Source organism: Mailhella sp. (assembly GCF_057866825.1).
In genome coordinates, this window is the sequence record NZ_DBMAHT010000020.1 from 14,986 (window position 1) to 27,079 (window position 12,094).

A 12,094-nucleotide genomic window follows, 5' to 3' on the forward strand; every position below is an offset into this window, starting at 1 on the left:
TTGTTATTTAATTAGCAATAACCATGCCATGTTATAATATTTTGTAATTACAAATAGTTATGTGATAGCATCGCTTTTAATTTATTGTAAAAACAGCATGTTTATGCTATAAACACTAAGCGAAATTGACATGTTTTCCGGAGGGGAGGAACAATATGGGCGATTCGGGATTTTATTCGGAAACGGCGGCAAAATCCTGCCTGGTCATGTACCGCATGGGCGGCCTCAGGCACGTGCTTCTCTATCTGCACGACTTTCTGCGGGGCAGGCTGCCCGTGGTGCGCATCAACACGATCTATTGCGACAAGGACGCCCGGTACATCGTCAACATGGCCGACACCAGCACCGTGAGCGTTTCCAACAAGTCCGCCGGTTCCGCAAGAGCGCGTCCGCTGATTATGAGCGAGATGATCGCCTCGCCCATCATTGTGGGCGATCTTTCTCCCTATCAGCACGATCCCGAAGTGCTCAGCAATCCGCAGTGGACCGACATGCCCTACCTGCATCACGTCTCCATGCTGCGGCTGCCGCTCTTTGCCAACAGCACGAGCGTGTTTCTCATCAACTTCTGGTCGGACGAAAAGGGAACCTTCACGCAGAGCGATCTGCGGGCCTTGTCGCGTCTTCTGAAGCCGCTTGCCGAAGAGCTGCGCATCAATCTGTCGGACATGAAGCTGCACGGCGCGCGGCCGCCGGCGAAGTGCGAGGTCACGGGCATGGACAAGCTCAGTCTCAGCCCCGGACTGGTGCGCGTGCGGCAGATTGTGGAAAAGGTGGCCCGCAGCGACGCCACCGTGCTGATTCTGGGCGAAACCGGCTCCGGCAAGGAAGCTGTGGCCGACGCCATTCAGCAGACCTCGGCGCGGCGGGGCGAGCCGTTCATCAAGGTGAACTGCGGAGCCATTCCGGAAGAGCTGGTGGACAGCGAACTGTTCGGGCACGAAAAGGGATCGTTCACCGGCGCGGCGGGAACCAAGGCGGGCTACTTTGAAATGGCGGACGGCGGCACGCTGTTTCTGGATGAAATAGGCGACATGTCGCTGTCGTCGCAGGTGCGTCTTCTGCGCGTGCTCGACACGGGGATGGTCCGGCGCGTGGGCGCGGCCAGGGAAATTCCGGTGAACGTGCGCATCATTGCCGCCACGCACGACGATCTGCCGCGCAAGGTGGTGGAGGGGCGCTTCCGCCGGGATCTGTGGTATCGGCTCTCGGTGCTGCCCATTGCCGTGCCGCCGCTGCGGGAGAGGCGCGACGACATTCCCATTCTTGTGGAGCACTTCATGCAGATGAAGGCGCACAGGCTCGGTCTGCCCTACCTGCCGCACGTGCCGGAAGAAGAAATGCGCGCGCTGCTGCGCTACGGCTGGCCGGGCAACGTGCGCGAGCTGGAACACACCGTGGAACGGGCGCTGATTAAATTCAGTCTGGAATCCGCGGCGAAGAGCGTGCATTTTGAGATCATTTCCCTGCCCGATCCTTTGTCGGAGCAGCAGGGCGGGAGTGAGCGGACGCTGCGCCGTCGGGACGAGTGGCCCACGCTCCGCGAGATGGAGGAACGCTACATCCGCGAGGTGCTGGAGCATTGCGGCGGCAAGCTGACGGGCACGGATTCGGCCACGAGCCTGCTGGATATCCACTACACCACGCTGCGTTCGCGCATGCGTCACATGGGGCTTCTTGATGACGACGAAGGCTCCGTTTCCACGGAGAAAACGGAGCCCTGAAGTCTGCGGCGGGGAGAGCGAGGGAGGCGGAAGCGCGAAGCTTCCGCAGAGAATCAGAGGGTTCTTTCCAGACAGTAGCTGGGCTGACGGCCGCGGCCTTCAAAATTGAGCTTGTAGGTCTTGCCCTTTCTGGTGACTTCCAGAATGCAGAACTGATTGTCCTTGTGGATGTCGAGGCCCTTTTCCGCGCTGGTGACGTCCCAGGTGCGGTAGTCGTTCACGCCCACGTTGCCGTTGAGCACCACGTAGTGAATGCCCTTGATGTTGGAATAGCCGCCCTGATGATCGTGACCGGAAATCACGGCCAGCACCTTGCCGCTTTCTTCCAGCACGGCGCGCACGGCCGAGGCGTTCTTGATGTTGTGATCCTGCGTGTCCACGCGGTCGAGCGTCTGATGGCTGAACACGAGCACCGGCTTGTCGGTCTTGCCGAGATCGGCCTTGAGCCATTCCAGCTCCTGCGGGGGAATGATGGTGTCCACCCAGGTCCAGAAGGTGTCTTCCGGGGTGTTCATGTCGTAGGGACGGAACTTGCCGGGCGTGTAGTCGGCGTCGAGCACGATGCAGTGAACGCCGCCCGCGTCATAGGAGTAGTAGGTCTTGCCCTGCTCGATGCCGGTGTTGGTCACGCCGGAAAGGAAGGCTTCTCTTTTGAGATTGTCGAAGTCATGGTTGCCGAGCACGTGATAGGCGGGGCCGCCGAACGAGGTGAACAGGGATTCTATTTCGCGGAGGTTGGCGGCGGGATCGGTGCCCGGGGCGAGGGTGTCCACGAAGTCGCCGAGCTCGATGATGAAGGCGGGCTTTTCCTTCTTCATGGCGTCGATGAAGACTTTCATCTTGTTCATGGAGGCGGAGTACACGCGGGTGGTGCTGTCGGCCTTGGTGGTTCTGTGCATGTCGGTGATGATGCCGGCCTTGAGCAGACGCTTTTCGTCCTTGGCTTCGGCGGCGGATGCTCCGGTCAGAATGCCGACGGCGGCGCAGGCCGTGGCGGCCATGCCCATCTTCAGAATGTCGCGGCGGGCAATGTTGTTTGCCATGCTTGGTCTCCCATGATTGACGTTGTTGTCCTGTATGACGAAATTTTTTTGTTTTAATTTGAAGGGAAGGCGACCTTCAGGCGGGCCCGGCCGTCGCGTTCTGCAATCGGACCTTCTTTCCGGAGTACGCAGAGCGTCGGCATCGCAGGACTTGTAGACTACATGAAACGTCCCGTCCTGAAGGAACTTGCCCTCGCTGCGTATTGAGCATCAGAATCATGAAGCCATGATGTCGGCAGTATGGAGATATGGTAACGCCGGAAAAAGTTCGGAGCGTTGGGGGAGAAGCACCGGCGTCGCGCTTTCGGACATGCGCGGGGATGCGGCGGCTTCGGCGTTTGCCAAGATGAAAAAACGGCGCTTTCCGAAGATGGGGAGCGCCGTTTTCAGGGAAACGATGATCGGCCGCGTTGTGAACAAGGCGGCGCCGGAATCGGGAAATGGCGGAGGCGTTGCAGGACACGCTCCCCGGTCGGCAGGGAACGACGGGGAGCGTGCGGAAGGGAACCGTCCCGTCCGGAACGGTCGCCGGAGGAAGACGCGGTCATTGCAGACCGTATTGATATTTGACGGACAGGGAAACGTGGATGGGGTCCGTTCCCAGAATGTCCGGTCGGCGGACGACGCCGCTTGCGGCGGCGACGGCGCGAAGGGCTGAGGCGTCGAGTTCCGGCCTGCCCGAGGAAACGACGATGCGCGCGTCGTGAAAGGTGCCGTCGGCCGCGATGGTGAAGGCGCACAGCGCCACGCCTATGAGCGAGGTGTTGCCGGCGTCGAGCCTCCGGGCGTGAACGGCGTTGTCCACGTCGTCGAGATAGCGCAGGTAGATGCGCCGTTTGCGGTCGAGCTTTTCCGCTTCTTCCCTGTCGCTTTCCGCGGAAGCCTGAAGGCCGGTGCCGGGCAGCGAGCCGCTGCGGGCGAGGGTGGATTCGCTTTCCATTTCCAGCACCGCGCGGAAGGCCGGGGCTTCTTCCTGCGGCGAGGCGTGAATGAGCGTGAGGGAAAAGTGCAGAAAAAGCGACAGCGCAATGCCCGTCCAGAGTCGTTCGCCGTCCGTCATGCCGTTACCTTTCTTCCGGTCGCGAGGTGGCCACCATGAGTTTTTCTCCGCCGAGCATGCGCACTTCGTCCACCACGAAGACGAGCGCTTCCACCGGAGCCTTGGGGCTGGCCTTGAGCACGAGCTGTCCCGGTTCCTTGCGGAAGCCGCGCACGATGTCCTGCAGTTTGTAGCGCAGAAATTCCCGCTCCACGGGCACGCCGTCGCAGAAGAAGCTGCCGTCCTCCTCAAGGCGCACTTCCACCACCTTGCCCGAGAGTGCCCGGCTCGACTGCGCGGGGGGCAGGTCGATGTCGAGCCCCCGCACGGCAAAGGCCGAAGCCACAATAAAAAAGATGAGCAGAATGAAGATCACGTCCATCACGGGCGTGAGGTCGATGTCGGTATCGGGGCTTTTGCGCGGGCGCAGATTGATCATCAGCCGTCACCCTCCGAGGCGAGCACGGCGTTGGCCGTTTCCGACAGGGCCTCGGCCGCCTGCTGCACGCGCGTTTGAAAATAGTGCAGGAAAAACAGCGACGGAATGGCGATGATGAGTCCCGCCGCCGTGGTGATGAGCGCCTGCCAGATGCCTCCGGCGAGTTGATTCATGTTGACGCCCGCCTGCGCGTTCGCGATTTCGGAAAAGGTTTCGATCATGCCGAGCACCGTGCCGAGCAGGCCCATGAGCGGCGCGAGCCGCGCCAGAATGGAAAGCAGCGGAAGACGCGCTTCCAGCGCCTTCACCACTGCCTCGCCCTCGATGCGCAGCGCGGCCTCCTTTCCCGGGCCGTCTGCCGAAAGCAGGGAGGCGAAGCGGCGCAGACGCTCCACGTTTTCCAGTTCCGCGAGCAGGGGCGCGCGGTTGCCGCGCACCGCCTCTTCAAGCAGCGCGGGCGCGTTGCGCGGAGGAAAGCGGAACGAGGAGAAGAGCAGCAGGCGCTCCACGATGATGGCCGTCGCCGTGATGGAAATCAGGGTCAGCGGCCACATCATCCAGCCGCCCATCAGCAGTATGTCCATGGGCCTCTCCTCGCGTATGTCCGCCTGCGTCGGCGGAGGGCGGCGCGAAGCGTCGCGCCGGAAATGTCGGATCCGTCAGATCCTGAGCCCGGAGCCTATGATCGCGAGATCGCTGGTCTCTTCTCCGGGAGCCGGCGTTATTTCAAGCTGTCCTGCGGCGTATTGTACGACGCACGCGCCCTGTCCGGCAATGGAAATGATGCCCTTGGCCCGGCAAAGCCCCGGTCCGGCGTCGCGCAGCACGGCTTCCAGATCTTCGGCGGAAACCGGCCCTTCGAAGGTCAGGGCTTTGGCTTCGAAGCCTTCGTCGGCGTGCGTGACGGCGCGCTCGCCCATGTGCGCAAGTCTCGGCGCGTGGGAGGGCAGACGCGTTTTTCCGTGGGCGTCTATCCACGCGTCCAGCTCGGCGAAGGGAATGCTGCCGTAGTGCGCGGGCAGAATGAGCGCCTTGCCGTTGAGCGCCCGAAGCCGTCCGGCAAGCGCCTCAAGCGCCTCGGAGGAAATCATTTCGCTTTTGTTGAGAATGATGACGTCGGCCCGGCGCAGCTGCGCCTGCCGGATGCCCGAGTCTTCGGGATGTTCGTTTTCGCGGCCTTTTCCGGCCAGATCAAGGGCGTCGGCCACGGTGATGACGAGCCCGGGCTCGACGAGATCGCGCAGGCCGCCGAGCGCCTCCATGATGTTGTCGGGATTGGCGAGTCCCGTGGTTTCGAGAACGAACTGTTCGGCGGGCATGGCCGCAATGATGCGTTCAAGGCCGGGGCGCAGACTGTCGGCCAGAGAGCAGCACACGCACCCTTCGTCCAGGGCCTCCACGAGCGTGTCGCCCTTCATGAGCGCGGCGTCGAGCTCCACCTTGCCGAATTCGTTCTGAATGACCCCGGTGTAGCGCTCCCGGCCGTGCAGAAAGTCCAGCCAGCGGCGCAGAAACGTGGTCTTGCCCGCGCCGAGAAAGCCCGTGAGCACGTGCAGCACGGGGCGGTCGAGCTTTTCGAGCTCCTCCGGCCGGTGTTTTGCGGGAATGCCCTGCAGGAGACGAAGGCGCTCTCCGTCCAGAGCCAGGGACGGCCCGAAGGCGGCGGCGATGTTGAGAAGATATTCCTTCTCGTCGGCGTCCTCCATGCTCCCATCGGCGTGGAAGAGACGGCGCGCCACGGCGGCGGCTCCGCGGGAGACCGCGGCCTTTTCGCCGAGCGCCTGCTCCGCCGTGCAGGCGAGGACGGCGAAGAGCCGCAGAAAGAGGCTGAAGGCGGGCACGTCGCATTCCGGCTCACCCGGACGCACCAGCCAGCCGTCTTCCGCGGCAATGCCGTCGGCGGCGATGACGCGGTGCCTGGCCGGAGCTTCGAGTGTCAGGGCCAGCGCGTCGCCCGCGAGGGACACGTCGAGGCGGAGCTGACCGAGCAGGAAGGGAAGAAGTTCCCTTTCGCTGCCGGAAAATTCCCGGACGGCGTGTTCGTAGTCCGGGGAGAGGGCGAAGCGCAGGGCGTCGAGCGGAAAGACGTCCAGCAGCGGAGATTGTGCCGGGGGAAAGACGTAGAGGCTGAAGTAGCCGCGAAGACACGGAACGCGGCCGGGAGTTTCGTCCCGGGTTTCACCGTCGAAGCGCAGCCCGAACACGTTTTCCGAACCGGCGACGCGGTACGTCCACGCCGGATGGCTGGAGGCGCAGGGCCGCACGCCGCGCCAGCCGAGAGCCCGCGCCCTTGTGCGTTCAAAGTGGGCGGCCATGACCAGCGACGTGAAGATGCTGGCGCAGTCGGAATCGCTGTCGCCGAGGGCCCGGGGAAGAATGCTTTCCAGTTTCATGGCCGATCCTGCGCCGGAGCGCGCTTTCGCGCGCTCCGGTCGAAGGTTTTACCCGGGGAAGGTGATGATGTCGCCGTTGCCCAGGTAGTTTGTCGTCTTGGAGCGGAAGCGCGCCGTGCCCTTCACCACCGGGTATCCGGCGTCGACGAACTTCTGCGCCGTGATGAGGCCCGTGCAGTGATTGCAGCCCACGCGCTGGAGATTCCACTTCTTCAGGCCGATGACGAGGTCGTCGTACTTGGGATCCCAGTCGTCGAACGGGGAGATGTGCAGACCGCCGTAGAGGCCGTAGAACTTGTCGTTTTCGTACTTGAGTTCCTTGTAGGCCGTGTCGGCAAACAGAATGATGCCCTGATGGCAGCAGCCCGTGATGCTCACAAGGCCCACGTCCTTCACGTTGCAGTACAGCGACATTTCGCCGTACACCTTGAAGATGATGGGGCATTCAAACTGATACAGCGCAACGCCCGGCTGCAGCGGATACAGCCCCTTCTTGACCTCGGTCCATTCGCCCACGTGGCCGGAATCCTTGAGGTACTGCTTGCCCTGCGGATAGAAGGTGTTCGGCGTGTACACGTGGATGTTGGGGGCATACTTGGCCACCACGGGGAAGGCCCAGTAGTGATCCATGTGTTCGTGCGTCTGAATGAATCCGGCAATTTCGCCGTTGGCGAGCATGTTGTCTATGCCTTCGCGCTTGAAGCTTTCCTCCATCCAGTCGTAGTTCCAGCCGCAGTCGAACAGATACTTGGTCTTGGTGCCGTCCATGGCCTCGATTTCCACGAGGCAGGAGAAGCCGCCCGCGTTGTCGGCGTCCACGGAGTTTTCCTTGGCGATGGCCCAGGCTTCGTGAAGCTGCCCCTTCTGAAGATAGGGCTTGATCTTGGCCATGCCTTCGTCGTAGGTGCCCTTGCCTATGCCCTTGCCGTTGCCGAAGGGCGCCCAGTTGTAGGTGTACTGATCCACGAGCAGGCCGCCCGCGCCGGTGACGTTCTTCATGAAGATGCCGTTGTCGAACCAGCTGGTTTCCGAAATGTTGGTCACCTTCACCGACTTGCACACGCCGAAATCGGCCATGTTGCGTTCAACCTTGGGCAGGAAGGCCCTGCGCATGGGTGTATAGGAATAGAGCCCCATGGCTCCGAGCGCGCCGACACCGATGCCGAGAGATGCGCCTTTGAGAAATTCGCGTCTGTTCATAAGAACTCCTACTTCACCAGAGTGAAGGTTGCGCTACAGATGGGCAGCAGCCAGACGATGAGGAAGTACAGGGCCACGCCGACGAGAATGCCGAACAGCAGGCCGGGCTTCATGGCGGGGCTCCATGCGTGATCCACTTCGATGTGGCGCTTTTCTGCGGCGAGTTCTTCAGCGGTCTTGAATTCGCGCCGCCATCCGGGCCAGCCGTCCATGAACCACCAGTTGATGAGCCAGATGTCGATGAGCCAGATGGTGGGAATCATGGGGAACTGCTGCGGATGAGAGAAGCCCTTCTGCGTGCCGAGAATGAAGTGGGCGTACTGATAGTACAGGCAGTAGAGCACGATGCCGCCCACGATGACGAGGCCGGTGCGGATGAGAATGTTGACGGGAGTGCTGAACCTGGTAGGCCAGTTTTCGCAGTAGAACTGGACGAAGAGGGCGGGCACGAGGAAGAAGATGGCGGTTTCGCCCACGTGCAGCCAGCGCCAGTCGGGAGCGGCGTCGCGACGGTGACCGCGGATGGCGTCACCCCACACGAGTTCCTGCATGTACCAGAAGAACAGGCACAGCGCCCAGGCGATGACGATGATGCCCACGAACAGCGCGATGCGGCGGGGCCAGTCGCGCTTTATCATGGTGAAGGGATACCGTTCCCAGATGCCTTCCACGAACCACACCACCACGGTGCAGCACATGATCCAGGCCACGTGGAAGTTGGCGGACACGGTCTGCGCGAAGTCTTCCCAGTAGGGCGGGCAGATGGCCGTGAAGTACTGCCAGGGATAATACAGGATGCCCATGTGGTTGTGCATGGTCATGAAGTAGATGACGAGACTGAGACAGAAGGTGCCGAGCCAGATGCTGAAGCCGCGCACGGGCTGGGAGGCGTTGGCCCAGGGCTGACCTTCGAGGGCGACCACCCAGGCGGGGCTGATCCAGGAGGCGATGACGGCGAACATCATGCAGGCCTGCGCCGCGTATTCGGTGGAATAGAATTCGGTGAGTCCGAGCTTCTGGAGCTGATCGGGATTGAAGTAGGCGAAGGCGAAGTTGCCGAGCACGGCTTCAAAGAATCCGTGAATGAAGAAGATCATGGTGCCGACGGAAATGAGCGCCAGCACAAGACCCTTCTGCAGAGGATGGGCGTTGCGGATCCAGTCTTTCTTGAAGGGCCAGAAGTCGAAGGTGTAAGCCATCCAGATGAGGATGATCAGCCACCAGCGGCAGTAGTTGTAGCCCACGTAGGGGGTGTAGAAGCGCATGATGCCGCGCGGATCCTGAAAGATCCACCATGTCACCGCGAAAATCAGCAGCGTGAACGCCAGGTTCATGAGCGCGGGGATGGGGCCTCTCCATCTTTTGACGAGCTTGCGCTCTTCAAGATAAGGAAGCTGTTCCTGAGACATAGGTTCCTCCTTGTTTCAGTCGGGGGGCTTCCGCTGTTCCTCCTGAGCGGAGCCCGGGGTCCTACGCCCTTGAGCGTTCAGGGCGTCTTCGCCGTACATGGCCTTGACGACCAGCGCGGCCATTTCATTGCGCGACATGCCTGTGGTGTCACCTCCGAGTCTGGCAGCCTCCAAATCCAGCATGACGCCCGAAAATTCGGGGGGCAGCATGGACAGGTAGTCTGGTTCCGGCGAGGTCTCGTCCCCGTTTCCCTGCCGCGGGGAGGATGGATCGCCCTGTGCTGCGACGGAACGAAATATTCCGTGCAGAAATTCCTTCCGGCTTATGACGTTGCGCGTGCTCATGAGTTTTCCGTCAGCGTCCGGAGGGTGGAAAAATAGGCCTCGGCCGCAGCTTCGGCGTCGGCGGCGTCGGCGTGGCGCACGGCGCTCAGTATTCTTGCCAGATGCGCGAACGCCTGTTCCTTCTGCTGCAGGTCGCAGGCGTTGAACAGCCGTATCAGCGACTTGCCGTCGGGCAGACAGGCGGCCAGCGCCGAACTTACGCTGGCGTTGTTGATGAAGCGCACCGCTTCCATGAAGAACTGTATGTTCGCCTGCGCGAAGCCCTTCATGTCGTCGTTGCGCAGCGCCGTGCCGGCTACGGGCAGAATGCGTTCGAGCCTGAGCACCTGCGAGGGACGGATGACGAGCGACGAGGCGCGGATGATGGACGGTATGATGAGCAGACTGGCGTCTATTCTGTCGATGAGGGGGCACTGCGCGGGATGCTCGGAAGGCAGAGCGCGCACGCGCGTGCCGCTGCCGTGCGTGGTTTCGAGAATGCCGCGTCCGGCAAGGGCGCTGATGGCGGCCCGCAGAGTGGTGCGGTTCACGTGCAGCTCTTCGGCGAGCTGCCGTTCGGCGGGCAGGCGCTCGAACAGCTTCCAGCGACCTTCCATGAGGGCCTGTTCCAGCTGCTGCTCAATCATTTTCTGCTTGCTCATGCCCGAACTCCCGCGGTCATTTCGCCCTGTATCCATGATACTAGTTTTGCGCTGTTGCTCCAAAAGACTCAAGGCTTTTCAGAAAAAAAGAAAAAAAATGATAATACCTTGAGTTAATGCGGAAAAACATGAAATAATGGTTCATCCACTACTGTTTTTCCTCATTAAAAAAGATTGTCGACAAGGAATTTTTAGAGAATTGCCGCGTTGTTTCAGGCAAATGAGAAAAAGTGGTTTATCCAATTTACAATGAGGCTTTTTTTCCGTAGAGTGAAAAGGCATCTTTCAGCACTTCGCGGAGGCGCGCTATGGATTTCTCTCTTTGGGCGTCAGGTTTTCCCGGCTTGTTGTGGGAGATAGAACATCGCCGTTCGCGCATCCGGCTGCTGAACGACTGGAAGCTCCCTTCACTCGGCGAGCACACGTCGAGACTTCTCAAGGACGCGCAGTTCCGCAGACGCGCGGTCATGAAATCGGATCACACGCTGATCGGCGAATTCTGGGAAATGGTCACGGGCCGTCAGCCCGCCATGGTGACGTTCCGGCTTGAGGGAAGTCCGCACCGGGCCTATCTTCTGCAGGGCTGGCCGGATCCGCAGGATGCGGGAAAGTATTTCGGCATGCTCAAGGATTCGGTGCTGCCCGCCACCTTTGTGGCCAACGGCGCGGCGGGCACCTGTCAGCTGGCGCTTGGGGGCTCGGAATATCCCGTGCTGGTGCTCAGTCTCGATCAGAAGGAAATCGTCACCTGCAACGAGGCCGCGCAGACGCTCTTCGACGGCGCGGCCAGGGGCGGCGGGGAATTCATGCTCGAAGACATTGCTCCCGGCGAGATGGGCGAAACGCTGCTCGGGGCTTCCCGGCGGGCGCTGGAAGACGGCATCTGGGCCGGAACGCTCATGCTCCGCAGCGGCACGGGGAGCATTCTCGGCTCGAAGGTGCGCGTGTCGCCGTGCTCCACGGGCGCGGACATCGTGCGCATCGCGCTGCTCAACATTCCCGACGCTCCGGCCGCCTGCGCGCTGTCGCCCAGCGTGGAGCCGGGCAGCACGCCGCTTTCTCTTCAGGATGGGCTGGAGGAGCTTCTTGCCGCCTGTCCGGGCGTGGAGGGGCTCATGTTTTCCGACATTCAGTCTGCGCGGGGCAAGGTGGAAGTGTACGGCGTGGGCCGGCTGTTTGCCTCGCTGGAGTGGGGAGCCGCGCACGCCTACGAGGGAACCATCGCCCAGGACATCGAGCGTTTCAGTCTGGAATCGCTCATTGTGGAAGACACGCTCGACAGCATCAAGTCCATCGACTGGGCCATGTTCATTCCCTGCGGCGTGCGTTCGTATTTCGCCAAGCCGTTCTATTCGGCCGAAGGGCTGCACGCCGTGCTGATTTTTGCATTCAGTCAGCCGTCGCCCGGCGGCGTGAGCGAAGCGCCGTTCCGCGCGCTTTACGAGCCTTTTGCCTCGCTGGTGGCGCGCTGGCGCGCCGATCGCGCCTGACGATGCCTGCCGGAATACGGCACGGCGGAAGCGGTAAAACCGCGCAGGAGGCCGGAGAGCGGCAAATCGACGACGCGCTGCGCTGCCGAGAAAGCGACGCGAACAGGGGGCCGTCCGTCCGCGCCGCGGCCTTTTCTGAAAAATGCGCATTTTTTTCTTGACTATCGCGGCTCATTCTGGCAGAAATGACTCCGCAACGGGGATGTAGCTCAGTTGGGAGAGCGCTTGAATGGCATTCAAGAGGCCAAGAGTTCAATTCTCTTCATCTCCACCAGAAATTTCAAGGAGTTATGGCATAAAGCCATAACTCCTTTTTTTATATTCTTGTCGTGTTGTGCCAGTTTTGTGCCAGTTTTTATAAGAAAAAGAAG

At 61.2% G+C, this 12,094-nt stretch carries 11 protein-coding genes and 1 tRNA gene; 3 read left to right on the plus strand and 9 right to left on the minus strand.

Annotation, left to right across the window (positions count from 1 at the left end; genetic code table 11):
- Nucleotides 1-155: 155 nt before the first annotated feature.
- Nucleotides 156-1,724, plus strand: coding sequence for a sigma-54 interaction domain-containing protein (locus ACZM96_RS03725; RefSeq protein WP_489487443.1), 1,569 nt, complete (start codon nucleotides 156-158; stop codon nucleotides 1,722-1,724).
- Between the two features lie 53 nt (nucleotides 1,725-1,777).
- On the opposite strand, the gene ACZM96_RS03730 is transcribed toward ACZM96_RS03725, so the two are convergent.
- The 9 genes from ACZM96_RS03730 to ACZM96_RS03770 all read right to left on the minus strand — a co-directional run bounded on the left by ACZM96_RS03730 (nucleotide 1,778) and on the right by ACZM96_RS03770 (nucleotide 10,233).
- On the minus strand, nucleotides 1,778-2,767 hold the full coding sequence (locus ACZM96_RS03730; RefSeq protein ID WP_489487445.1) for a metallophosphoesterase: 990 nt from the start codon (nucleotides 2,765-2,767) through the stop codon (nucleotides 1,778-1,780).
- A gap of 544 nt (nucleotides 2,768-3,311) precedes the next feature.
- Nucleotides 3,312-3,827, minus strand: coding sequence for a TonB family protein (locus tag ACZM96_RS03735; RefSeq protein WP_489487447.1), 516 nt, complete (start codon nucleotides 3,825-3,827; stop codon nucleotides 3,312-3,314).
- A gap of 4 nt (nucleotides 3,828-3,831) precedes the next feature.
- The gene (locus ACZM96_RS03740) at nucleotides 3,832-4,245 is read right to left on the minus strand and encodes an ExbD/TolR family protein (RefSeq protein ID WP_294485630.1); all 414 of its coding nucleotides are present in this window, start codon (nucleotides 4,243-4,245) and stop codon (nucleotides 3,832-3,834) included.
- Complete coding sequence (locus ACZM96_RS03745) at nucleotides 4,245-4,829, minus strand: MotA/TolQ/ExbB proton channel family protein (RefSeq protein ID WP_489487448.1); 585 nt, start codon at nucleotides 4,827-4,829, stop codon at nucleotides 4,245-4,247. The genes ACZM96_RS03740 and ACZM96_RS03745 overlap by 1 nt, the downstream gene beginning before the upstream one ends.
- 75 nt (nucleotides 4,830-4,904) lie before the next feature.
- Nucleotides 4,905-6,638: a CobW family GTP-binding protein gene (locus ACZM96_RS03750; protein ID WP_489487450.1), complete on the minus strand. Its 1,734-nt coding sequence runs from the start codon at nucleotides 6,636-6,638 to the stop codon at nucleotides 4,905-4,907.
- 48 nt (nucleotides 6,639-6,686) lie between these two features.
- On the minus strand, nucleotides 6,687-7,838 hold the full coding sequence (locus ACZM96_RS03755) for a twin-arginine translocation signal domain-containing protein (protein WP_489487451.1): 1,152 nt from the start codon (nucleotides 7,836-7,838) through the stop codon (nucleotides 6,687-6,689).
- 8 nt (nucleotides 7,839-7,846) lie between these two features.
- Nucleotides 7,847-9,247, minus strand: coding sequence for a hypothetical protein (locus ACZM96_RS03760; RefSeq protein WP_489487452.1), 1,401 nt, complete (start codon nucleotides 9,245-9,247; stop codon nucleotides 7,847-7,849).
- A 15-nt stretch (nucleotides 9,248-9,262) separates the two neighbouring features.
- Nucleotides 9,263-9,592 (minus strand): hypothetical protein, encoded by a 330-nt coding sequence (locus ACZM96_RS03765; RefSeq protein WP_489487454.1) that lies wholly within the window; start codon nucleotides 9,590-9,592, stop codon nucleotides 9,263-9,265.
- The gene (locus tag ACZM96_RS03770; RefSeq protein WP_489487456.1) at nucleotides 9,589-10,233 is read right to left on the minus strand and encodes a FadR/GntR family transcriptional regulator; all 645 of its coding nucleotides are present in this window, start codon (nucleotides 10,231-10,233) and stop codon (nucleotides 9,589-9,591) included. Before ACZM96_RS03770 ends, ACZM96_RS03765 begins: the two co-directional genes overlap by 4 nt.
- 308 nt (nucleotides 10,234-10,541) lie before the next feature.
- Here ACZM96_RS03770 and ACZM96_RS03775 point away from each other — a divergent pair, with 308 nt between their 5' ends.
- Together ACZM96_RS03775 and ACZM96_RS03780 are read left to right on the plus strand one after the other, a co-directional pair.
- Complete coding sequence (locus ACZM96_RS03775) at nucleotides 10,542-11,723, plus strand: hypothetical protein (RefSeq protein ID WP_489487458.1); 1,182 nt, start codon at nucleotides 10,542-10,544, stop codon at nucleotides 11,721-11,723.
- A gap of 198 nt (nucleotides 11,724-11,921) precedes the next feature.
- Nucleotides 11,922-11,997, plus strand: a tRNA-Ala gene (locus tag ACZM96_RS03780).
- Nucleotides 11,998-12,094: the final 97 nt, after the last annotated feature.

Excerpts from the sequence above, each read along its gene's own strand:
- ACZM96_RS03725 (WP_489487443.1), top strand. The coding sequence starts at position 156 with ATGGGCGATTCGGGATTTTATTCGGAAACGGCGGCAAAATCCTGCCTG.
- ACZM96_RS03730 (WP_489487445.1), bottom strand. The coding sequence starts at position 2,767 with ATGGCAAACAACATTGCCCGCCGCGACATTCTGAAGATGGGCATGGCC.
- ACZM96_RS03735 (WP_489487447.1), bottom strand. The coding sequence starts at position 3,827 with ATGACGGACGGCGAACGACTCTGGACGGGCATTGCGCTGTCGCTTTTT.
- ACZM96_RS03740 (WP_294485630.1), bottom strand. The coding sequence starts at position 4,245 with ATGATCAATCTGCGCCCGCGCAAAAGCCCCGATACCGACATCGACCTC.
- ACZM96_RS03745 (WP_489487448.1), bottom strand. The coding sequence starts at position 4,829 with ATGGACATACTGCTGATGGGCGGCTGGATGATGTGGCCGCTGACCCTG.
- ACZM96_RS03750 (WP_489487450.1), bottom strand. The coding sequence starts at position 6,638 with ATGAAACTGGAAAGCATTCTTCCCCGGGCCCTCGGCGACAGCGATTCC.
- ACZM96_RS03755 (WP_489487451.1), bottom strand. The coding sequence starts at position 7,838 with ATGAACAGACGCGAATTTCTCAAAGGCGCATCTCTCGGCATCGGTGTC.
- ACZM96_RS03760 (WP_489487452.1), bottom strand. The coding sequence starts at position 9,247 with ATGTCTCAGGAACAGCTTCCTTATCTTGAAGAGCGCAAGCTCGTCAAA.
- ACZM96_RS03765 (WP_489487454.1), bottom strand. The coding sequence starts at position 9,592 with ATGAGCACGCGCAACGTCATAAGCCGGAAGGAATTTCTGCACGGAATA.
- ACZM96_RS03770 (WP_489487456.1), bottom strand. The coding sequence starts at position 10,233 with ATGAGCAAGCAGAAAATGATTGAGCAGCAGCTGGAACAGGCCCTCATG.
- ACZM96_RS03775 (WP_489487458.1), top strand. The coding sequence starts at position 10,542 with ATGGATTTCTCTCTTTGGGCGTCAGGTTTTCCCGGCTTGTTGTGGGAG.